Raw genomic sequence first — 21,604 nt, forward strand, 5'->3', positions numbered from 1 at the left:
AATGCTGAGGCATTGTCATGCATGTAAAGTCACCATCAGTCATAAATACATTAACTGTATTAAGCAAACTGGCGTAAAAAACGCACATCATTTTGATAGAACATTCGCAAGTCATTAATGCCATAACGCAGCATTGCAAAACGCTCAACGCCCAAACCAAATGCAAAACCTGTATAGCGGTCTGGATCAATACCTGCTGCACGTAAAACATTTGGATGCACCATTCCACAGCCTAGTACTTCCAACCATTTGCCACGTTCATCCATGATATCAACTTCTGCACTCGGCTCTGTAAATGGAAAATAAGATGGACGAAAACGTACAGTGAGATCTTTTTCAAAAAATTCGTTTAATAGGTTGACCAACAAACCTTTTAATTCTGCAAAACTGGTATGTTCTGCAACATAAAGCCCTTCAATTTGATGAAACATCGGCGAATGTGTTTGGTCTGAATCACAACGATACACTCGACCAGGGCAAACAATTCGAATCGGAGGTTGCTGGGTTTCCATGGTACGAATTTGTACGCCTGAAGTATGGGTACGAAGCAAATGGGTTGCATCAAAATAGAACGTATCATGCATTGCACGTGCAGGATGATGACCAGGAATATTAAGGGCCTCAAAGTTATGATAATCATCCTCAACTTCAGGGCCTGTTGCAACACTAAAACCAGCCTTAGTAAAAAACTGACAAATTCGGTCTTGCACTTGTGTTACAGGATGAATACTACCAACACTTTGGCCACGACCTGGTAAGCTAATATCGATCGTTTCATTTGCAAGTTTTTGTTCTAATGCAGCTTGTTGTAATTCTGATTGACGCTCAGTTAATGCTGTATTAATTGCTTCACGTACAGCATGAATAGCAGCACCTTGAACTTTACGCGCTTCAGGGTCCATTTTACCCAGTGCCTTCGATTGTTCAGCTAGCTGGCTTTTTTTCCCTGTAAATTGCACACGTACTTGATCGAGTGCAGCAAGGTTTTCAGCTGCTGCAATTGCAGCAAGCGCTTCTGTGGTCAGGGCTTCCAGTGACATAGTAACTCTCAAAGCAACAAAGTTAGAAATTTAATTAAAACCGCTTATTCTAACAGTTTTTGCTTATTTTGTTGAAGTTTCATATTAAGGAAAATTGAATTAGTCATTTTTAGACGAAAACGTATAAGATATAAAGAAATTTAAAATAAATTTAAAGAGATCATCAATAATGGCACTCGATCAAATTTGGAAACAACAGCTTACGTTAGTAACCTATGGTAATGAATATTTACAACAGAATCTGGGCTTTCAAAGTTGGCTCAATCACGCTATTTTTAATCAACATTGTTTTTATTTCAGAGACTTACTTTCACAACACCTATTAGCACAACATTTTCAAATTTGGCTAGAAGGTTTAAAAAAGCAAGGATGTCAACGTATTAGCCTACATCGATCGACACTGCTAAATGAGGAGCATAATCCAAATCCAAATATTGAATTACTGGCATTTCCACACTTTATCGTAAGTCATCATGAGAAAAATAAATATGCATGGATTTTAGGCAAAGAATTAGCTGAATGGTATAGTGCAGATAATGATTATGAGGCACCTCAAAGTCAAACCAGCCCAGTCAGACAAGAAGTTTTTTGGCGTTACGACTTAAATCCTAAATTATTTAAACGGATACAAACAGATTTAGACTCACCTAACTGGGATGATATTCAAGACTATATGGATAAAGAGTTATTTAATCACAGTGCAGCCCAAGGCTTTACTGAACCTCCAGTACTTGATCAACCTTACTCAGGGCTGCAATATCCCTTATCCGAAACCGATATCCATCAGCAACAAGCTCAATCGCTACTTCCGACCAATTATTCAGCCGATTATGCACATCGTACACTGACACGTCTGGAAGCCTTATCGTATTTTGTAGAACATCAAATCCATCAATCATCAGCTAATCATGATCATGTGCAATTACTCAATCATTTTAATCAGAAGCTAGATGACTTGTACGCTAAATTTATTGTTAAAGCGGCAAATCATTATCAAAACGCTCAACTCACCCCGATTACATTACATAATCCATTGGATGATCAAACACCATTAAGTACGACAACACATAAAAAGAAATTTAAGGACCCTCAAATTTCCAGCAAATCAGGTGCATTTACCCTCATTATTATTACCATTATTATTTGTATTATTGGCTATTATTTCGGACTATAACATTTGTAACGTTGTTATTTGATGCTTAATATCAATAAAAAAAGACCGCTAAACGCGGTCTTCTTTTTATGCGATCTCGCCTTATGCAGCTAATGCGCTTTTTGCTTTTTCAGCTAAAGCAGCAAATGTAACTGCATCATGCATAGCGATGTCTGCAAGTACACGACGGTCGATAATTACTTGTGCTTTTTTCAAGCCAGCAATCATACGGCTGTATGACAAACCATTTAAACGCGCACCAGCATTAATACGCGCAATCCATAAAGCACGGAATTGACGTTTTTTCTGACGACGGTCACGGTAAGCATATTGACCAGCTTTGATTACTGCTTGGAACGCTACGCGATAAACACGTGAACGAGCACCATAGTAACCTTTAGCGCGAGCAAGAATTTTTTTGTGACGGCGATGAGCCTGTACACCACGTTTTACACGAGCCATTTATAATCTCCTTAGATGTACGGGCACATACGGCGAACTGAAGCAACGTCACTCACGTGAACCATTACACAGCCGCGTAATTGACGAATACGCTTAGCAGATTTTTTGGTCAAAATGTGGCGTTTGAACGCTTGTTTACGCTTAAAACCGTTAGCAGTAGCTTTAAAACGCTTTGCTGCACCACGGCGAGTTTTCATCTTAGGCATAACAACCTCTTTTGAACACCTGTTCGGAACGTCTGCACCATTGCAAAACGACCTGCAGGTAAGGGAGCGAGTATTCTAATGCATCTTTACTTAAAACAAAAGCGCTTATTTAAAACACGCTTTTTAACTTCAGCTCACGTCATATTTTCAAACACAGAACAAACATGGATTCTAAATTAAATCGTATAATCCTATATCTCCATCACATAATTCATCTATGAAAACAGCACAGGACGCTTTTGCAGCACTAAGATATCGGGATTTTTCTATTATTACCCTGAATCAATTTTGTCTTACCTTAGCAATCTTGATTCAAGAAATTATTGTCGCTTATACACTTTATCAAATGACCAAAGATCCACTTACACTTGGCCTCATTGGTTTAGCTGAAGCGATTCCTTTTATTGCATTATCACTTTGGGGTGGCTATTTTGCAGATCGCTTTAATAAGCAAACCATTATGAAAATATGCTTATTTTTTGCTATGCCAATGCCCTTAATTTTATGGTGGTTATTTCATCAACATAGTCTACAACATATTAGTCTAGCAAGCTTGTCATGGGGAATATATGCTGTTGTATTTGTACTGGGTACCATTCGCGGCTTTTATAACCCATCAGCAACATCATTAAAACCTTTTTTAATTCCACGTCAGTTATACGCTAATGGTGCGACATGGACCACCATTGGATGGCAAAGTGGCGTCATTATTGGTCCCGTCTTAGGTGGATTTATGTTGGCAGGGCTGGGAAAAGAAACCAGTTTATGGGCCGTCGCTATTCTGCTTACAATATGTTTTATTTTAATAAATTTACTCAGTGCTAGAACATTTCCACCAATTGACAGTCATGACCTGCTACAAAGTTTAGGAGATGGTTTTCGTTTTATTTGGAAAACTCAAATTGTACTTTGGGCAATTTCTTTGGATCTGGTATCCGTTTTATTTGGTGGAGTTATTGCATTACTGCCTATTTTTGCTGAAGATATTTTAAAGGTAGGACCTGAAGGCTTAGGTTATTTACGTGCCGCACCATCGATTGGTGCATTAGTGACCATGATTGCACTAACTAAATTTCCACCAACACAACATGCATGGCGAAATATGCTATTGGCTGTTGCAGGTTTTGGAGTATTTACAATTCTATTTGCCTTATCTGATCATCTTTGGCTGTCATTAGTCGCACTGGCGCTGACAGGTGCATGTGATAGTATTTCTGTTGTGATTCGCCAAACTATTTTACAAATTTATCCTCCTGAAAATATGCGTGGCCGTGTAGCAGCAGTCAATGGCATGTTTGTATCGAGCAGTAATGAATTAGGCGCATTCGAGTCAGGCTTGGCAGCCAAATATATGGGAACCATTTTAGCAACACTGGTTGGTGGTAGTGTCACATTATTGGTTGTTGCTATAAGCTGGCGTAAAACCAAAGCTTTATTTCATCTCGATATCACCCAAGGACAACGCTAAATCGTTATCAAAATATTACTTTTAAACTTGTCTTGCGAAATCAATGTCATAATTCTAAGGGATCGCTTATCTTGGTGAAGATCAAGCATCAGATCCCTCAATAATTTAAATGATTATCACCCAACTTAACCAAGATTATCACTATGAAACCTATTTTTTATCTCGCACTTTTATTCGCTTTAGGGACACACACTAGCCATAGTGCAACAACCGCAGTTAATCAATTAAAAATCCAAAAAAGTGAGGCATTACCTGCTCACTTAACAACACGTATTTCATGGACGCAATTTCCACAACCACAATATACAGCTCAAGATTTAGATGGGCAAAATCGTACAGCAATCATTCGCATTCATGCAGATGAAACTGGTCAAATCACCAAGGCAACCACACAAGAAAGTAGCGGTTTAGCAGCATTAGATCAAATTTTATTAACTGCTGTACGTCATGCCAAGGTGAACCCACCCATACAAAATGAAGTACCTGTTGCCATGATTGGCTATCAAACATTTCAACTCAGATTACCAGATGAGCATGAAGAGAACTGTAATTTAAGTTTTCAATCACAAAATTGGCTGGCACAAAATCGTGCCGAAAAAACAGCTTTTCAGTATCAACAACAACCTTCTATCACATTAACTCGGGATGATTTAAAAAATCATGATCGAAGCATTGCATTTAAATTTAAAGTAGGTCGTGCTGGACAAGTAAAAAAGGTTGACATCATTCAAGGCTCAGGCAACTATGATTTAGATCAAAAAGTACGACAAGCCATCTTAAACAGTCAAATTCATGTCAAACGTAGTATCAGTACATTATGGCTATATAAGAAATCAACTTTCAAAGACTATATTACGTTTAAACATTGTTAGTACTTAATCCATCATAGATACGGTTGGCTAAAAAGAGTGAATATCAAGCGCTAAAATAGAATGCTATTTTAAACTTAATCCATATATCCACCATTACTTTAGCCACCATATTTTGGATCACGCTGTCTGAATATGGCCTATTCAGATAAGGTCGCAAAACCCGAAAAAGAAAGATAAATAAAAATATAACGGCCACACTTGGCTAAACTAATCATCAATAAAAATCGTAGAAAGTTTTCTTTAAATAAACCTGCAATTAAAGTAATTGGATCACCAATAATCGGGACCCAACTCAGTAATAATGACCAAAAACCATATTTTTGATATATATTTTGTGCGCGCAACAACTGTTTTTCGGAAACTGGAAACCATTTTTTAGTTCTATAAGCGGTAATTTTGACGCCTAAGTACCAATTAACACATGAGCCTAAAATATTACCAATACTTGCAATCACAATTAATAACCACACTGCATAATGATCTTGAATAAATAAAGCCACTAAAACAGCTTCTGATTGCAATGGTAATAATGTTGCGGCACCAAATGCGGCAATAAACAACAATAATAAACTCATTTGGCAGCAGATAACCCGAGTTTTTTCTTGGTTTCTAAATACGCATAGTTCGACCAAATAACAGCACCAATCACAATCACAATCCGTGCCCATGTATAGCGCTGTGTAATAGGATCAATCGCTTGTTTTAAACGAGTTTGGTCCGATGTCGTTAAAATTTCAAGTATATGTTGCACATGAACTGCTTCGATGACAAATAAAATCAGGCATAGTGCAATACTTAAAATAATACTCCAATATATTTGAGGATTAGCCTCTACAATACGGGTAAAATTAAGCAAAAAATCTTTCATGTCATTATCCAATTAAAAAATCATCATCCAGATGATTTTCAATCTTAACATAGCGACACAAACTTAAATTGCTATTGCCATCGCTTTACGCACAGCTGGACGTGCAGCAATTCGATCTCGATAAGCCTTAACATGTGGATAATCATTTAAATCAATTTGTTGCCATTCATAACGATCGACCCAAGGGAAAATCGCCATATCCGCAATCGAATATTCTCCAGCAACATAGGCCTGCCCAATCAACTGTTGATTAAGAACAGCATATAGCCTTTTAGTTTCATTGACATAACGATCAGTAGCATACTTAATCCGCTCAGGTGCGAAACGACTAAAATGGTGATTTTGCCCCAACATAGGACCAAATCCTGCCATTTGCCACATTAACCATTGCTCAACTTCAACACGGGCTTGTTCATGCTCGGGATAAAATTTTCCAGTCTTACGTCCTAAATATTGTAAAATTGCACCCGATTCAAATATTGAAATAGGCTGATGCTGTGGTCCATCTTGATCCACAATTGCAGGAATTTTATTATTTGGCGATATTCTTAAAAAATCAGGTTGAAATTGATCATCTTCTAAAATATTAATCGGAAAAATTTGATAATCTAAATCCATTTCTTCTAAAGCAATAGTGATCTTCAAGCCATTGGGTGTACCCCAATAATATAAATCAATCATGGATTATCCTTTTCATTTTATTTCTTTATAGCATAACTGATCTTAAAAATTATGCGAAACAGGTAAAAACATACAATTTATTTCATACTCAAGCATCGAGTATATTGAGTTTATGTTAAATAAAAACAGTATTTATTGTATAAAAATATTAATCTTAGCAATTCAATCAATACTTTATCTTATGATCAGCAAAAGATGATGGTCAAGATATCACGATCAGCAACATACAACTTCAGATCGTTGAGAATAGAATCGACTAAAAATCATCCAATACCGAAAATTATTCAGCAAACTGCCTATAAATAAAAAAAGCACTGCCAATGCAGTGCTTTTTTATATCATGAAAATCTTACTTTTTCTTTTTCGGGCCAAGTAACATTCCCATTTGGCGACCTTCCATTTTGGGTGCCTGCTCAACTACACCCATCTCAGCCACATCAGCTTCAATTTTTTGTAATTGTGCAAGACCCAATTGTTGGTGCGCCATTTCACGACCACGGAAACGAAGTGTGATTTTAACCTTGTTACCTTCTTCAAGAAATTTGATGATGGCACGTAATTTCACATTATAATCACCAACATCGGTCGCAGGGCGGAGCTTGATTTCTTTCACCTGCACTTGATGTTGTTTTTTCTTCGCTTCTTTTTGCTTTTGTTTTAAATCAAACAAATGCTTATTAAAGTCCATGATCTTACAGACTGGTGGTTCTGTATTCGCAACAATCTCAACAAGATCAAGATCGACACTTTCTGCAGCACGTAAAGCTTCTGCCAAGCTTACGATACCTTTTTGCTCACCATTTTCGTCAACAAGACGAACTTCTTTCGCACGAATTTCATCATTCAAGGCAGGACGGTTTGATTTATTACCGCCCTGTTGATTACGGTCAGGCTGTTTAATCGCTGTTACTCCACAATGTACCGGCCGCGTTCGGCAACGGCTACTTTCACTAAGTCAACGAAAGCATCGATTGACATAGTACCCAAATTTTTTCCTGAGCGTGTACGTACGTTTACTGTACCTTCCTCAACTTCTCGGTCTCCAAGCACCAATAAGTAAGGAATACGCTCTAATGTACGTTCACGAATCTTAAAGCCGATTTTCTCATTTCTCAAGTCTGAAATTGCGCGAATTCCATTTTCCTTCAGTTGAGCGACCACTGATTCACATGCGTGTGCTTGGGAATCAGTAATATTCATGACACATACTTGAACTGGTGCCAACCATGGTGGCATAAATCCAGCATAGTGCTCAATAAGTATACCAATAAAACGTTCAAAACTGCCAAGAATTGCACGATGCAACATCACGGGTTGATCACGCTCGTTATCTTCTGTGACATAAGATGCATCTAAACGCTCTGGTAAATTAAAGTCACACTGAATAGTACCACATTGCCAAATACGACCTAAGCAATCTTTCAGTGAAAATTCAATTTTTGGACCATAGAATGCACCTTCACCAGGTTGCTCTTGCCATTCGAGTCCTGCAGCATCTAATGCATCAGCTAAAGATTTTTCAGCAACATCCCAAAGTTCATCTGCACCAACACGTTTTTCTGGACGTGTTGACAGCTTCATTTGTACGTCTTCAAAACCAAAATCTTTATATACTTCCAACGTTAACTTAATAAAATCAGCAACTTCTTTACCAATTTGCTCAGTCGTACAGAAAATATGTGCATCATCTTGGGTAAAACCACGTACACGCATAATGCCATGTAAAGAACCTGAAGGCTCATTACGGTGACACGAACCAAATTCAGCTAAACGGATCGGTAAATCACGATAGGATTTTAAACCCTGATTAAATACTTGCACATGACATGGGCAGTTCATAGGTTTTACAGCATAGTTACGGCTTTCCGAATGCGTTGTAAACATATTTTCTGCATAGTTAGCCGCATGACCTGATCGTTCCCATAAAGAAAAATCAACAATTTGTGGTGTTTTTACTTCAAGATAACCATGGTCTTGCTGAATTTTACGCATATACTGTTCAAGAACTTGGTATATGGTCCAACCATTTGGGTGCCAAAACACCATACCCGGTGCTTCTTCTTGCATATGAAATAGGTCTAAGGCTTTACCGATTTTACGGTGATCGCGCTTTTCGGCTTCTTCAATGCGTTTGATATAAGCTGCTAATTGTTTTTTATCTGCCCAAGCAGTACCGTAAATACGTTGTAATTGCTCATTTTTCGCATCACCACGCCAGTACGCACCTGACATCTTAGTTAATTTAAATGATTTTAAAAATTTAGTATTTGGGACATGTGGACCACGACACATATCGACATATTCTTGATGATAATATAAACCCATCTGAGTTTCATCTGGCATATCATCAATTAGACGTAATTTATAATCTTCACCACGTTCGGTAAATAGCTTGATGACCTCTGCACGTGGCGTCATTTTTTTAATGACATCATAATCTTGATCGATGAGCTGTTTCATTCGCTCTTCAATCGCCTGCATGTCTTCTGGCGTAAATGGTTTAGGACTAAATACATCGTAATAGAAACCATCTTCAATGACAGGTCCGATTACCATTTTCACTTCAGGAAAAAGTTGCTTAACGGCATGTCCAACTAAATGCGCACATGAATGACGAATAATATCGATCCCTTCATCATCTTTTGGCGTAATAATTTGTACAGTCGCATCTTCTGTAATTAAATCACAAGCATCCACTAAGTGGCCATTTACTCGGCCTGCAAGTGTATTTTTTGCTAAGCCTGGACCAATGCTCTGTGCAACTTCCATTACAGAGACAGCTTGATCAAACTGTTTTTGATCGCCATTAGGCAAGGTAATAATTGGCATATTAAAATCCTTAAGGAGTGATGCCCCGTACCATGGAGCATATCACCGCGAGATTATGATCGAGGGAGACCTCAAAATATAAAAACGGTGGATAAGTAAAAATCATCTAGAATTTTACACTTGTATGACTTTTTAATAAACCATTTATATTTTATTTAACATGATTTAAAAGTCTATAAGTTTATAAAACAGAATCATGATCAATGAATATCTTTTTGGTACAAGCAGTGTATCTTGATCATGGCAATGGTTACCATAACTCCACTTAAATAAATTAAATTTATATATATTTTTCAATATGTCACGATTTTTATAAAGCTCAGCTAACAGCACAATTTTTTCAGCGATTATCCTAAGCACCTGTCACTATTTCTGATGCATAAATCTGGCCTATATATCTGCTTATTCATATAAAATGTTAAACATACCTCATATAAACGATAGTGGTTATTTACCAAGATATACATTGCCTTTTTATTGGTGTTAATCAACCTATATTTCTCTGCGATGCTAAATGTACCGTTAAGCATAATGATGAATAGATCTGAATATTCAGGCAATTTTATTTTACACATAAGGCGTTGATCTGTTTTTTTACCATATCAATTCAAAATCGATTAGTCAGCTTAATCATCTCCCCAACCTTAATATCAACATCTTGGCTTTTTATAATAGCTGCTTAATTTTTGTATGGATGAATACCAAATAGCGTGTCATCACGATCTATTTGATCTCTACACTTTAAAAAATAAGCATAGCCTTGATCTATAAGGCTATGCATCATCGCCTACTCCATAACTGAGCTAAGGCGCTTGTAATGGCTTAAATCGCCAAATGATGCCAAGACTGTGCTTGACACTGATTCTTTTGCCATAGTTCCAAGAAATCTGTACTTAACAGCCATTGATATTCAAGATAACGTGCAGCTGAAATTTCATCTTTCCACGTGGGATCCAACTGTGCAGGATGACACATAATCACGGTATTATCAGGTGCATATTGTAGCCATTGCTGCCAAAGTTGCTGCAAACGCGCCATATCTGCATTAAAATCATAAATCCCAGCAAATGATGCATTATGTGGCCAGTGTTTTTCTAACAGCTGATGCTGAAGCGTTGAGCCTCCTAAATAATAAATAATTTTAGCTTTCAATTCCGTTTGATAGGTTGAAGTATTACGTATTGGTATTTTTTGCTGATAACGCTGCTGAATGCAATCGAGTAATATCTGTCTGACTTGGGGAAATTGGTGTACATGTTGATGACCATCAACAAAAGCAGGAATTGCGCCAATTTTAGCCTCAAACTGATCAAATTGAAGCTCAATCAATGATTTTAACTGCTCAGTTGAGAATTGCCGTAAATAACTCTTGAGCAATACTGATTTCAAACTACCTTGCTGTGCAAGACCCGTTAAATCAAAATGTAATCCAATCTCAATATTGGCATCTTTCAAGGCACAAACCTGTGCATCCTCAATACTTCCTAGACTCATAAAGCTGGTCGCATGAATTCTTTCTTGTTCAGCCAATACCACTACAGCCCGATTCACTGCTGAAGAAAAACCTAAATCATCAACATTAATAATGATATTTTTCATGACGAATACTTGCCTTTAAAGGCCCAAAATTTAGCCAGTACAAATGTGCATATCGTGACCAATCCAGTCGCAATCAGCCAAATCAACATATAATATTGTTGTCCTAAAAAAATAATTCCGGCCGTAAATATGCTTTGATTTAAAGCAAAACCAAATAAGGAACTGACAAACCATTTAGTTAAACTGACTTTCCAACTCACTTGAGGTTTTACAGCATGAAAAGTAAATTTCAAATGTCCAATAAAACCAAAGATAAATGCAATCAGAAAAGCCAATACATTGGCGAAAACCGGCTCATGATGAAAAATTTGTACCAACATGATAAGTGATAAAAAATGCACCAAAGCAGCCAGGCTACCGACAATCAAAAACAGTAGCCCCTGTTTAGGAAGATTCACTACTGCTGACTTTTGCTGTTCCATTTTTTATCCACAATATACAAAGGTCGTTGCTTTACTTCATCATAAATACGACCAATATATTCACCAATGACACCCAAACAAATTAATTGTAATCCAGCAGAAAACATAATTCCGACTGCAAGGGTTGGCCAGCCTTTTAAATCACGTCCAAAACATAATGTGTCAATAATGATAAATATGCCGTATAAAATCGCGATAATTGAAACTAAAAATCCCATACGAGAAATCCAGCGCAATGGTTTTACCGAAAATGAAGTGACCGCAATTAAAGCCAGTTCAAATAAGTGACTAAAATTAAATGAGCTGGTTCCTTCTAGGCGTTGCTCTGCCTGAAAAGGAATATACAGTGTCTTAAAACCCACCCATGAATATAAACCTTTCATAAACCGCTGTCGCTCAGGTAAATTCAATAAGGCATTCACGACCTTACGCTTCATGACTCGAAAATCACCGGCATGTGGTTCTAACTGATAACGTTGAGAATCTTGCATGAAACGATAAAACAGATGTTTATATAATTTTAAAACCAGACTTTCATGAGCACGGGTTGCCTGTACAGCGGCAACCATATCAGCATCCGTACGATGTAATACTTGTAACATTTCATCCAGTACAGCAATTGGATGCTGACCATCAGAGTCCATCAATGCAACTAACTGTCCTTTCGCTTCCTGTAACCCAGCACTTAATGCTGCCTCTTTACCAAAATTACGTGAAAACTGAATTAAATTTAAAGTCACATTTTGCGGTGCTAATACACTATGTTGTGCATAAACCTCATATAAATTATCTTTACTGCCATCATCAACTAAAATAATTTCACATTGCCCTTCCTTGGACTGTAAAAATGAATATAAGTTCGGCAAAATAATATTAACATTTTGTGCATCATTATATGCAGGCAAAATAATAGAAAGCTGGATTATCTGATCTTGTTCTGAGATCATATTATCAAATATTGGCATGATCACAATTCATCTATTTCGTTATGATTGAGTACAATGTTTAGGTATAAATGCTTGCCATTCAATAACTAATGGCGCTTTATTAGGAACTTTATCCCAAGCAATGCTCCATTCTCCCTGTTGAATGACCAGATTCTGATTTTTCTGTAATTCAGATAAATAAGGAATCTCTGGTTTTTTTCCTTTTTCCCATAGCACAAATGTCCCTTTTTGCTCTAAACGGGATAATGTCATCCATGGCGAATAACTTTTTGAGGTGGACATCATCACAGAAGGCATTTGATCCATTTTGGTGGCAGCAAGAATAGCCAGCCAATTATCTCCAGTAATATTATCTAATGGACATTGACTCATTGTATACCACTGCTGTTGAACTTTTTGACTAATTTGTTGTTGTGGCCAATCTAATCGCGATGGTTTATGACGTATTTGTCCACCAAATTGTAAATAGCTTGCCATGACCAAAGTAATCAAACTCAGCCAGATCCACAATCCTTTGATTAAACCACGTTGGCGTTGATTAAAAACAGATTCTGGTATTAAACTAAATAAAATTAAGGCAACTAAACTCCACATTGGAGAGGCCCACATATCTTTAATATTAATACCAGCAATCAGACTGATAATAAAAAGTAAAATACCGGGAAATAACCCCATAAAAAATAAAAAGTTTCTATCATTTTTATTCAGATAGTTAAAATTCAAATACAAACTTTTGTTACACAACAAAATGATCAGTAAAGGCAAAAAATTACTGACTTGAGCAGCAAGATATTTAAATGCAACCAAAGGATTATAGTGATGATCAGTACTTTCTGAACGCGATTGAATATAGTTAAAAGTAAGCCAATCGTGTTGATATAACCACCATAAATGTGGACTAAATACCAATAAAGCCAACAAGGTTGCAACCCACGGCTTAGCTGATAACCATAAATGTCGATAAGGGGTTAAGAGTGAGAAAAGCACGATCGAAAAAATAAGAAATACGACCGTATATTTCGTTAACATGCCAATCCCAGCAACCACACCAAAGATGAGCCATAATGACCAACGATTATGATTGAGGATTAAATAAAATATATAAATTAATCCTGCCCAAATTGGCATTTGAGCAACATTATGATTAAATTCAATTGATGGCCAAGTATAGTAATAAATTGCCAGAACAAAAATGGCGGCATACAATGCTTTTGGTTTAGAAACAATTTTACTGCCCAACAAATAGACAAAAACTAAAGTCAACGCAATACACATTTGACTTAAAATATAGGGGCCACTATAGCCAAATATCTTGTAAAAACTATATAACACCCAAGAAGAAAAAGGAGGATGTTTATAATATCCTAATTGCCATTCATGCCCCCAATAAATCCCCTCTGGAATATCAAGCGCGTAACTAGATGAAAGCACAACAGGCAATATCATCCATAATAAAAAATAAATCATTAAAATCAATATGATTTTTTTATCGAAATTCAGTTTTTCCAACATGGGAGACACTCTACTTTTTGTAGTGCTATTATACTAAATGCAATCTGTTTAGATATTCTATTGATAAAATATATTCAAATTTCATCGTCACCCTATCAGGGTTCATTCTCGATTGGAGGCCGCTTTGTTGAGTGCCTGTTTTTACTAAAGATCAATAACCAGTGTGACCTAAAAGTGCATGTGATCGGCATAATGCTCACAGATGATCTAATCAAGCACAATAAAATTGGTCATAGTCGCTACTGTAAATCTAAGCACTGCTAAGTACCCAACAGTTATGTGAAATCATTTTAATCCGCAGTTAACAATAGCTTACTCGACCAAAGCATAAATGAATTTCGCCTGAAAACGTTTTATGTTGAGCACAGGAAAAAATAATTAAAGATAACGAGGAAAACAGCATGGGAAGTGCATACGATGAATTACCACGGACACCCGCAAATTTTGTGGCATTATCTCCGTTACGTTATTTAGAACGTGCCGCGCATATCTATCCAGAACAGGATGCGATTATCTATGGGCAACGTCATATTTCTTGGCGAGCAACCTATCTACGCTGCAAACAGTTTGCAGCGCAATTGCAAGCACTGGGTATACAAAAAAATGATACCGTATCAACATTACTTCCCAATATTCCGGCCATGATTGAAGCGCATTTTGCCGTACCCATGGCAGGTGCTGTATTAAACACGCTCAATACTCGCCTAGATGCCAAAACACTGGCATTTATGCTGGAACATGCAGAAACCAAAGTTTTATTGGTCGATCCTGAGTTTGCAGAAATTGCACAGCAAGCCCTATTATTGGTACCACAAGATATTTATGTGATTGATGTTGCCGATACAAGCTATACATCATCAGCACGCTATATTGGTCAAGTTGAGTATGAGGACTGGCTAGCCAAAGGAAATGATGATTTTGAATGGCATTTACCAGCGGATGAATGGGATGCGATTAGCTTAAATTATACCTCTGGCACAACTGGTAATCCCAAAGGCGTGGTTTATCATCATCGTGGTGCGTATATCAATGCAGCCAGTAATATTATTGCATGTGGTATGACGCCACGTGCAACGTATTTATGGACATTACCATTATTTCATTGTAACGGTTGGTGCTTTGCTTGGACTATCGCAGCCAATGGTGGTACCAATATTTGTTTACGTAAAATTGAACCTGAACTGATTTATCAATTAATTGTGCAACATCAAGTGAATTACTTCTGTGGTGCACCGATTGTACTGTCACTTTTAATCAATACGCCTGAAGAAAAAAGATGCCAAATTCAACATCGTGTTGAAGTCATGGTGGCTGGTGCAGCACCACCAGCAACAATTATTGAAGGTATGAGAAATATTGGGATTAATGTGACTCATGTCTATGGACTTACTGAAACTTATGGTCCTTCTGCATTATGTGCAGCCCAAGCAGGTTGGTCAGATCTATCGATTCAAGAACAAGCCAAATTACATTCACGTCAAGGCGTTCCTTATCCATTACAAGATGGTATGAAGGTGTTAGATCCTGAAACAATGCAACCTGTTCCCCACGATGGTCAAACGATGGGAGAAATTATGTTCCGTGGCAATATTGTCATGAAAGGTTATTTAAAAAATCCACAAGCAACAGCCGAAGCATTTGCTGGTGGATGGTTTCATACGGGTGATTTAGCCGTATGCCAACCCGATGGTTATGCCAAAATTACCGATCGCTCTAAAGATGTGATTATCTCGGGTGGAGAAAATATTTCGTCATTAGAAGTGGAAGAAGTACTTTATCAACATCCCGCGATATTAACTGCTGCAGTTGTTGCTAAACCTGATACACGCTGGCAAGAAGTCCCTTGTGCTTTTATTGAATTAAAAGCTGGGAGTGATGTCAGCAGCGAAGAAATTCTAGCATTTTGTAGTGAGCATTTGGCGCGCTTTAAAGTACCCAAAGATATTGTGATTACTGAAATCCCCAAAACCTCCACAGGTAAGCTGCAAAAATTTATTCTTCGTGAATGGGCAAAACAGCGTGCCATAGGTGAATTTAATTAATCAAAAAGCCAATCCATGCTAAATGGATTGGCTTTTTAAATGACTAGCAGCATAATTAATTATCTGAAATTAGTGCAACTTGTTGAATATAATTAAATAATTTCAACTTAGATTCTGCAATTTGAGCAACTGCTTCTGGTTGTTTCATATCACGATGAATACGAAGTGCATGCTGGCGCAAAGTATGACGCTCAGCAGCATTATAGGTTTTCACAAACTCATTAATGACAACATCACCATCCTGAATAATACGATCAACCCAACGTTGTAATTGCGCTATTTTTTTAGCACCTTGCTGGGGTGTTAAATAAGATAAAATGACACTTTCATCTTCATTGCGCAATAATTTACCAATACGTTGAAACTGTCGACGTCTTGCTTCATAGGATGTAATGAGCTGTACATCTAATAAAGCCTCAATTAAACGTTCTTCAACTGGAAGATTTTGAATTTGTTTGGCATTTAATGCTGCCAATTGTTCACCTAAAGCAGCCATGCGTTGTACTGCTTTCTTTTGCTCAGTTTTACTTGCACGTCCATCTAAAGATTCAAAGTCTTCTTCGGTAAAGTTATGCGTTCGACGTGCCACGATTAATCTGCCTCATAAAATTTTGCTGCGAATAATGCTTGAATCTCAGACAAAGCTTTTTCTTCATCTACACCATCAATCACTAAACGCAATGTTGTACCTTTGCCTGCACCAAGCATTAACAAAGACATGATATTTTTTGCATCTACCAGTTTATCCGTTTTCCCAATTTGAATCGATGAGCGGAATTTTGTCGTCACTTCAATCAATTTGCCAGATGCACGGGCATGTAAGCCTAGTTTATTAATTACATCAACAGTTGTGTCAATCATGACCAGTGCTTCATTTCTCTATGTAAGACTTGAATAGACCATTTTGCCTGAAGCGCATTTTTTAGTCTATCCACAATATAAACGGAACGATGTTGCCCACCGGTACATCCAATTGAAATGGTAATGTAATGTCGATGACCAGCAGCAAAGGCAGGCAACCATTTTTCTAAAAATTGATTAATATCTTGAAACATTTCATTAGTTTGTTCATCATCTCCTAAAAATTGTCGTACAGGTTCATCTAAGCCAGTATATTTTCTTAATGTTAAATCCCAATGTGGATTAGGTAAATGACGAACATCAAACACATAATCAGCGTCTAAAGGAATACCATATTTATATCCAAAAGATTGTAAAATCACAATCAAATTATCAGTTTGTCCTAAACGATATAACAGGGTATCTTTTAAATCATGTACGCTATGATTGGTGGTATCAATTTGAATGGTTGCTTTAAATTGTATCGGCAGTAATAGATTTTTTTCTTCCTGCAAACATTCGGTTAAGGTTTTAAAACGTGTTGCCAGTGGATGTGGGCGTCGAGAAGCACTAAAACGGGTAATTAATTCTTGATCGGTTGCACTTAAATAAATAACATCTACCGTCCCGTAGTGCAATAACTGTTCGAAGACATGATCAAACTCTTTTAAATCGGCCTGAGTACTACGAACATCGACACCTAATGCCAAACATTCTAAGTTATTTTCTTGATCAAGCTTGGCAACAATCTCAGATAGCAATGCTACAGGCAAATTATCAATACAATAATAACCTAGATCTTCCAGTATCTGTAAGGCAGATGATTTTCCTGAGCCAGATTGACCTGTAACAATTAATATTCGCTTCATAGCAATGCTATCCTTTCGCGATGTTAAGAGATATAACGAATATATAAATTATCAATCAAACGCGTTTGACCTAATTTAGCTGCAATAAAAATTACAATATCTTGGTTAAAGCTAGAGACATGCTGTAATTCAGGAGAGCGAGCCTCTACATAGTCCACAACAAAACCTGCTTGTGTCAATGTCTCTTTAATATTCTTTAACACTTCAGCTAAACTTTCACCTTGCAACAGTGTGGTTTTTGCCGTTTGTAGACTATGATAAATTGTCGGTGCAACTTGACGGTTTTCTTGACTTAAATAACCATTTCGAGAACTTAAAGCTAAACCATCTTCTGCACGTGCAATCGGCACAGCCATGATTTCCACAGGTATATTTAAATCATGCACAAATTGACGAATTACGGCCAGTTGTTGAAAGTCTTTTTCACCAAAAAATGCATAATTCGGTTGCACGATATTAAAGAGTTTACTCACCACAACCGCAACACCATCAAAATGTCCCGGACGCTGTAAACCGCATAAATCATTGGTAATGCCACTTACAGCAATATTGGTTAAACACGGCTGATCACCGTACATTTGTGCCACAGAAGGTGCAAAAACGTAGTCACAACCTACCGTAGCCAATAATTGCTGATCTTGTTCTAAAGTGCGTGGATAACTATCATAATCTTCATTTGGACCAAACTGAATTGGATTAACAAAAATACTCACTATGACGATGTCACATTGCTTACGTGCTTCACGAACCAGTTGTAAGTGTCCTTGATGCAGATTACCCATCGTTGGGACCAGACCAATGATCTTTTGAGAAAGTCGTGCTGTATATAAAGCATCACGAATACCTTGGATCGTTGTTTCTAATTTCATAGTGTTACAGCTCTACTTGAAAAGTATGTTCTCTGGCAGGAAATGAACCATCTTGAACAGCCGTATGATACGCTTTGAATGCATCTAAAATTGCTGTTTCACCTGCCTGTTCTTTCATAAAATTACGTACAAACTTCGCTACGCGTGTAAAAGTAAGGCCTAACATATCTTGTACAACCAATACCTGTCCATCTGTTGCATGACCTGCGCCAATACCAATCACAGGAACATGTGGAAAGAGAGTCGTAATTTCCTCACCAAGTTGTGCTGGCACACACTCTAATAACAAAACAGCAGCACCGGCATTGACGACAGCATGACAATCTGCAATCAATTGATCTGCAGCTTCACGTGTACGTGCCTGTAATTTATAACCACCAAATACATGGACCGATTGTGGTGTTAGGCCTAAATGTACACAGACGGGAATTCCATTACGTGTTAACACTGCAATGCTTTCAGCTAACCAAGCGCCACCTTCCATTTTCACCATTTGCGCGCCTGCCTGCATCACGGACTTAGCGCTGTTTAAGGCATCATTTAGCGTGGCATAGCTCATAAATGGTAAATCAGTCATAATAAAGGCATGTTGATTACCACGACGTACTGCCGCAGTATGATAGACCATATCCTCAACCGTCACAGCTAAAGTAGAGTCTCGTCCTTGAATCGACATCCCCAAAGAGTCACCAACTAAAATACTATCAATTTCGGCAATTTCCATTGCTTTTGCCATACTCGCATCATAGCAAGTCAAACAAGAAAATTTACGTCCATCTGCTTTAAATCGTCTTAAATCACTTAGACTAATCATGAAGATGTTCCTCTATAAAAGTGTATACACCGTGCTTGAAATCAATTAAAGATCTGCCCATGTTGCATCGTCTAACACTGTCAGTGTTGCATGTTGCAAAATAGGTAAAGATTTTAATTGTTGTCCCTGAAGCTGTAAGTTCACATCTAAATCAAGCAAGGGAATAAGCACAAAATCACGCTGTAGAATGCCCACATGTGGTACCGTTAAACGCTCATTTTGAATTAGGGCTTCGCCATAAAGCAATAAATCCAAGTCTAAGGTGCGCTCACCCCAACGGCGTAAACGTACACGGCCAGATTCTTGTTCAAATCGTTGTAATTCATCCAATAACAGCAACGGTTCAAGATCAGTCTGCAAACATGCAACCGCATTTAAGTAATGCGGTTGATCTTGTGGTCCCATAGGCGGGCTTTGATATAGTTTAGATGTAATAACATCACCTAAAGTACGTAGTTTTTCGACTGCTTCAATCAAAATTTGACGTGAATCACCTAAATTACTGCCTAAACCAATATAAGTTTTTATACTCATTGCGTTGGTCCAAAAATGACATGTGTTAAATCGCGTTTTACACGTTGACGTTTCAAAATCGGATGGTCCGAAGTAATTTCGCGTTGCTGATTGTCGGTTGTCATTAAAACTTTTTGTGCCGCTGGTATCGCCGTTTTAGTTGCACGACGACTTTTGCTCACAGGTTCATTGACCAATGGCTCTATTGTGGCATCCTGACGCTGGTTTTTAGTCGAAGTATCATCCGATTTACGACGAGATTTAGCACGTTGACGATTATAGGCAGTGATCGCCCGCTCCTTATCATCGGTAGATAAGGTTTGGTACTGATCCCACCATTGCCCCATAGCTTGCGTAGAGGTATCACCTGATTTTTCTCGTAATAATAAAAAGTCAAATCCAGCTCTAAAACGTGCATGATTCGATAATGCATGAATTTGCTGTGGCTTTGGATTTAATAATCGTGTTTGCATTTCCCATACTTCACGAATAAAAGTTTCTGCAAAACGAGGAATAATCGTCCGTGTCGCTTGACGTTTTAACACATCTAATCCGGCTTGCGCACGCGCCTCTGCAGGTGCAATTCCTTTGGCCAAATAAACGTCACAACGTTCTAAAAAAACATTCCACAATAATACGGCATAAAAAAAGGCTGGATTAATCGTTTTGCCTATCGAAATTCGTTGATCCGTATTTTTCGCTGCACGTTCAATAAATGGGGTGATTTCAGGTTTAACTTCAGCAAATAACTGCTTCCAAACGCCAAAATCAATCAACATCGGTAAAACATGATTTAAGTGACCACTGGTAAACAATTTTTGTGATTCATCATATAAACGATGTGGAGAAACATCACGTAACAAGTGACTTAAATCAGGATTAAAAACATCTAATATCTTTTGATCAATAGCAAAGTTAAGTTTTGCCGCAAATCTTAATGCTCTCAGCATTCGTACAGGATCTTCTTCAAAACGTAGCTTTGGATCACCCAATAAACGTAATGTTTTTGATTTAACATCCTCTACAGCATGGCAAAAATCCAGCACAATCCCTTTACGCGGTTGATAGTACAAGGTATTAATTGAAAAATCACGACGCACAAAGTCTTGCTCTATCGTACCCCAATTATTATCACGTAAAATCATACCAGAAGATGACGTTACTTCTTTTTTAGGAGGTGCACGAAAGGTTGCAACTTCAACCAGTTCACGCCCTGAATACACATGAGCCAATTCAAAACGTCGCCCAATAATACGACAACGACGACCAAAGACATCTTTAATCTGAGCTGGTGTGGCATCGGTTACAGCATCAAAATCTTTTGGATTTTGACCCAACATTAAATCACGTACCCCCCCTCCCACAATATAGGCTTCATATCCTGCCTTAGTTAAAGCATCGATAACATCTAAAATATAAGCAGGTAATTGAGAGGTTGATAAACCACATTTTGACGCGCGCAAAGTTTGCAAAAGACGCTGTCTCCTACGTCTGAACGTAAACAATATAAGATGCCGCTAATCATATCTCTTACACCAACAAAGGGCAATTTGAATATGCTACTCAAATCCCAATAAATTAAACCAAGCTGTTATCAA

At 37.7% G+C, this 21,604-nt stretch carries 23 protein-coding genes; 4 read left to right on the forward strand and 19 right to left on the reverse strand.

Features of this window, described 5'->3' with window-relative positions; all coding sequences use genetic code 11:
- Positions 1-59: 59 nt before the first annotated feature.
- Positions 60-1,040 carry a phenylalanine--tRNA ligase subunit alpha gene (pheS, locus tag QSG86_RS01890; protein ID WP_317029956.1) on the reverse strand — a complete coding sequence of 327 codons (981 nt, stop codon included), beginning with the start codon at positions 1,038-1,040 and terminating at the stop codon, positions 60-62.
- A 169-nt stretch (positions 1,041-1,209) separates the two neighbouring features.
- Between pheS and QSG86_RS01895 the strand changes: the two genes are divergently transcribed.
- A complete protein-coding gene (locus QSG86_RS01895; RefSeq protein WP_317029957.1) occupies positions 1,210-2,214 on the forward strand; it encodes a hypothetical protein in 1,005 nt (334 codons plus the stop codon).
- Positions 2,215-2,295: 81 nt separating this feature from the next.
- Here QSG86_RS01895 and rplT read toward each other — a convergent pair whose 3' ends face one another.
- Together rplT and rpmI are read right to left on the reverse strand one after the other, a co-directional pair.
- Positions 2,296-2,655, reverse strand: coding sequence for a 50S ribosomal protein L20 (gene rplT / locus QSG86_RS01900; protein ID WP_317029958.1), 360 nt, complete (start codon positions 2,653-2,655; stop codon positions 2,296-2,298).
- A gap of 11 nt (positions 2,656-2,666) precedes the next feature.
- Positions 2,667-2,861, reverse strand: a complete 195-nt coding sequence (gene rpmI, locus QSG86_RS01905) for a 50S ribosomal protein L35 (RefSeq protein ID WP_004278281.1) — start codon at positions 2,859-2,861, stop codon at positions 2,667-2,669.
- 217 nt (positions 2,862-3,078) lie between these two features.
- On the opposite strand from rpmI, the gene QSG86_RS01910 reads away from it, so the two are divergent.
- Positions 3,079-4,329, forward strand: coding sequence for an MFS transporter (locus tag QSG86_RS01910; protein WP_317029959.1), 1,251 nt, complete (start codon positions 3,079-3,081; stop codon positions 4,327-4,329).
- Positions 4,330-4,472: 143 nt separating this feature from the next.
- A complete protein-coding gene (locus tag QSG86_RS01915; RefSeq protein ID WP_317029960.1) occupies positions 4,473-5,201 on the forward strand; it encodes a TonB family protein in 729 nt (242 codons plus the stop codon).
- 137 nt (positions 5,202-5,338) lie between these two features.
- Here the strand turns inward: QSG86_RS01915 and QSG86_RS01920 are convergent, their stop codons facing one another.
- The 9 genes from QSG86_RS01920 to QSG86_RS01960 all read right to left on the reverse strand — a co-directional run bounded on the left by QSG86_RS01920 (position 5,339) and on the right by QSG86_RS01960 (position 14,014).
- A complete protein-coding gene (locus QSG86_RS01920) occupies positions 5,339-5,776 on the reverse strand; it encodes a YqaA family protein (RefSeq protein ID WP_317029961.1) in 438 nt (145 codons plus the stop codon).
- Positions 5,773-6,069, reverse strand: a complete 297-nt coding sequence (locus QSG86_RS01925) for a hypothetical protein (RefSeq protein WP_317029962.1) — start codon at positions 6,067-6,069, stop codon at positions 5,773-5,775. Before QSG86_RS01925 ends, QSG86_RS01920 begins: the two co-directional genes overlap by 4 nt.
- 63 nt (positions 6,070-6,132) lie before the next feature.
- The gene (locus QSG86_RS01930; protein WP_317029963.1) at positions 6,133-6,750 is read right to left on the reverse strand and encodes a glutathione binding-like protein; all 618 of its coding nucleotides are present in this window, start codon (positions 6,748-6,750) and stop codon (positions 6,133-6,135) included.
- Between the two features lie 349 nt (positions 6,751-7,099).
- Entirely contained in the window at positions 7,100-7,651 is a 552-nt protein-coding gene (gene infC, locus QSG86_RS01935) for a translation initiation factor IF-3 (protein ID WP_317032637.1), read from the reverse strand.
- A gap of 5 nt (positions 7,652-7,656) precedes the next feature.
- Positions 7,657-9,579: a threonine--tRNA ligase gene (gene thrS / locus QSG86_RS01940; protein ID WP_317029964.1), complete on the reverse strand. Its 1,923-nt coding sequence runs from the start codon at positions 9,577-9,579 to the stop codon at positions 7,657-7,659.
- An 822-nt stretch (positions 9,580-10,401) separates the two neighbouring features.
- Positions 10,402-11,178 carry a ChbG/HpnK family deacetylase gene (locus QSG86_RS01945; RefSeq protein ID WP_317029965.1) on the reverse strand — a complete coding sequence of 259 codons (777 nt, stop codon included), beginning with the start codon at positions 11,176-11,178 and terminating at the stop codon, positions 10,402-10,404.
- Positions 11,175-11,600, reverse strand: coding sequence for a GtrA family protein (locus QSG86_RS01950; protein WP_317029966.1), 426 nt, complete (start codon positions 11,598-11,600; stop codon positions 11,175-11,177). Before QSG86_RS01950 ends, QSG86_RS01945 begins: the two co-directional genes overlap by 4 nt.
- Positions 11,576-12,565, reverse strand: a complete 990-nt coding sequence (locus QSG86_RS01955; protein ID WP_317029967.1) for a glycosyltransferase family 2 protein — start codon at positions 12,563-12,565, stop codon at positions 11,576-11,578. The genes QSG86_RS01950 and QSG86_RS01955 overlap by 25 nt, the downstream gene beginning before the upstream one ends.
- A 21-nt stretch (positions 12,566-12,586) precedes the next feature.
- On the reverse strand, positions 12,587-14,014 hold the full coding sequence (locus tag QSG86_RS01960) for a glycosyltransferase family 39 protein (RefSeq protein ID WP_317029968.1): 1,428 nt from the start codon (positions 14,012-14,014) through the stop codon (positions 12,587-12,589).
- Positions 14,015-14,460: 446 nt separating this feature from the next.
- Here QSG86_RS01960 and QSG86_RS01965 point away from each other — a divergent pair, with 446 nt between their 5' ends.
- Positions 14,461-16,101 carry an acyl-CoA synthetase gene (locus QSG86_RS01965; protein WP_317029969.1) on the forward strand — a complete coding sequence of 547 codons (1,641 nt, stop codon included), beginning with the start codon at positions 14,461-14,463 and terminating at the stop codon, positions 16,099-16,101.
- A 55-nt stretch (positions 16,102-16,156) separates the two neighbouring features.
- On the opposite strand, the gene yjgA is transcribed toward QSG86_RS01965, so the two are convergent.
- From yjgA to pcnB, 7 genes are read right to left on the reverse strand one after another with little or no spacing between them, the layout of a single operon-like run.
- Positions 16,157-16,690: a ribosome biogenesis factor YjgA gene (gene yjgA / locus QSG86_RS01970; protein ID WP_317029970.1), complete on the reverse strand. Its 534-nt coding sequence runs from the start codon at positions 16,688-16,690 to the stop codon at positions 16,157-16,159.
- 2 nt (positions 16,691-16,692) lie between these two features.
- On the reverse strand, positions 16,693-16,962 hold the full coding sequence (locus QSG86_RS01975; RefSeq protein WP_317029971.1) for an HPr family phosphocarrier protein: 270 nt from the start codon (positions 16,960-16,962) through the stop codon (positions 16,693-16,695).
- Positions 16,959-17,810 (reverse strand): RNase adapter RapZ, encoded by an 852-nt coding sequence (gene rapZ / locus QSG86_RS01980; RefSeq protein WP_317029972.1) that lies wholly within the window; start codon positions 17,808-17,810, stop codon positions 16,959-16,961. The genes QSG86_RS01975 and rapZ overlap by 4 nt, the downstream gene beginning before the upstream one ends.
- A 23-nt stretch (positions 17,811-17,833) precedes the next feature.
- Positions 17,834-18,679: a pantoate--beta-alanine ligase gene (gene panC, locus QSG86_RS01985; protein ID WP_317029973.1), complete on the reverse strand. Its 846-nt coding sequence runs from the start codon at positions 18,677-18,679 to the stop codon at positions 17,834-17,836.
- A 4-nt stretch (positions 18,680-18,683) separates the two neighbouring features.
- Positions 18,684-19,493, reverse strand: a complete 810-nt coding sequence (gene panB, locus QSG86_RS01990; RefSeq protein ID WP_317029974.1) for a 3-methyl-2-oxobutanoate hydroxymethyltransferase — start codon at positions 19,491-19,493, stop codon at positions 18,684-18,686.
- A 45-nt stretch (positions 19,494-19,538) separates the two neighbouring features.
- Positions 19,539-20,027 carry a 2-amino-4-hydroxy-6-hydroxymethyldihydropteridine diphosphokinase gene (gene folK, locus QSG86_RS01995; RefSeq protein WP_317029975.1) on the reverse strand — a complete coding sequence of 163 codons (489 nt, stop codon included), beginning with the start codon at positions 20,025-20,027 and terminating at the stop codon, positions 19,539-19,541.
- Positions 20,024-21,478, reverse strand: coding sequence for a polynucleotide adenylyltransferase PcnB (gene pcnB, locus QSG86_RS02000; protein WP_317029976.1), 1,455 nt, complete (start codon positions 21,476-21,478; stop codon positions 20,024-20,026). The genes folK and pcnB overlap by 4 nt, the downstream gene beginning before the upstream one ends.
- Between the last annotated feature and the right edge of the window lie 126 nt (positions 21,479-21,604).

The sequence above is a fragment of the Acinetobacter sp. SAAs474 genome (assembly GCF_032823475.1).
GTDB lineage: Bacteria > Pseudomonadota > Gammaproteobacteria > Pseudomonadales > Moraxellaceae > Acinetobacter.

Excerpts from the sequence above, each read along its gene's own strand:
- QSG86_RS01945 (WP_317029965.1), bottom strand. The coding sequence starts at position 11,178 with ATGAAAAATATCATTATTAATGTTGATGATTTAGGTTTTTCTTCAGCA.
- QSG86_RS01955 (WP_317029967.1), bottom strand. The coding sequence starts at position 12,565 with ATGCCAATATTTGATAATATGATCTCAGAACAAGATCAGATAATCCAG.
- pheS (WP_317029956.1), bottom strand. The coding sequence starts at position 1,040 with ATGTCACTGGAAGCCCTGACCACAGAAGCGCTTGCTGCAATTGCAGCA.
- QSG86_RS01965 (WP_317029969.1), top strand. The coding sequence starts at position 14,461 with ATGGGAAGTGCATACGATGAATTACCACGGACACCCGCAAATTTTGTG.
- QSG86_RS01920 (WP_317029961.1), bottom strand. The coding sequence starts at position 5,776 with ATGAGTTTATTATTGTTGTTTATTGCCGCATTTGGTGCCGCAACATTA.
- QSG86_RS01975 (WP_317029971.1), bottom strand. The coding sequence starts at position 16,962 with ATGATTGACACAACTGTTGATGTAATTAATAAACTAGGCTTACATGCC.
- rpmI (WP_004278281.1), bottom strand. The coding sequence starts at position 2,861 with ATGCCTAAGATGAAAACTCGCCGTGGTGCAGCAAAGCGTTTTAAAGCT.
- panC (WP_317029973.1), bottom strand. The coding sequence starts at position 18,679 with ATGAAATTAGAAACAACGATCCAAGGTATTCGTGATGCTTTATATACA.
- QSG86_RS01930 (WP_317029963.1), bottom strand. The coding sequence starts at position 6,750 with ATGATTGATTTATATTATTGGGGTACACCCAATGGCTTGAAGATCACT.
- QSG86_RS01910 (WP_317029959.1), top strand. The coding sequence starts at position 3,079 with ATGAAAACAGCACAGGACGCTTTTGCAGCACTAAGATATCGGGATTTT.
- thrS (WP_317029964.1), bottom strand. The coding sequence starts at position 9,579 with ATGCCAATTATTACCTTGCCTAATGGCGATCAAAAACAGTTTGATCAA.
- folK (WP_317029975.1), bottom strand. The coding sequence starts at position 20,027 with ATGAGTATAAAAACTTATATTGGTTTAGGCAGTAATTTAGGTGATTCA.
- rapZ (WP_317029972.1), bottom strand. The coding sequence starts at position 17,810 with ATGAAGCGAATATTAATTGTTACAGGTCAATCTGGCTCAGGAAAATCA.
- QSG86_RS01960 (WP_317029968.1), bottom strand. The coding sequence starts at position 14,014 with ATGATTTATTTTTTATTATGGATGATATTGCCTGTTGTGCTTTCATCT.
- panB (WP_317029974.1), bottom strand. The coding sequence starts at position 19,493 with ATGATTAGTCTAAGTGATTTAAGACGATTTAAAGCAGATGGACGTAAA.
- rplT (WP_317029958.1), bottom strand. The coding sequence starts at position 2,655 with ATGGCTCGTGTAAAACGTGGTGTACAGGCTCATCGCCGTCACAAAAAA.
- QSG86_RS01950 (WP_317029966.1), bottom strand. The coding sequence starts at position 11,600 with ATGGAACAGCAAAAGTCAGCAGTAGTGAATCTTCCTAAACAGGGGCTA.
- QSG86_RS01925 (WP_317029962.1), bottom strand. The coding sequence starts at position 6,069 with ATGAAAGATTTTTTGCTTAATTTTACCCGTATTGTAGAGGCTAATCCT.
- QSG86_RS01895 (WP_317029957.1), top strand. The coding sequence starts at position 1,210 with ATGGCACTCGATCAAATTTGGAAACAACAGCTTACGTTAGTAACCTAT.
- QSG86_RS01915 (WP_317029960.1), top strand. The coding sequence starts at position 4,473 with ATGAAACCTATTTTTTATCTCGCACTTTTATTCGCTTTAGGGACACAC.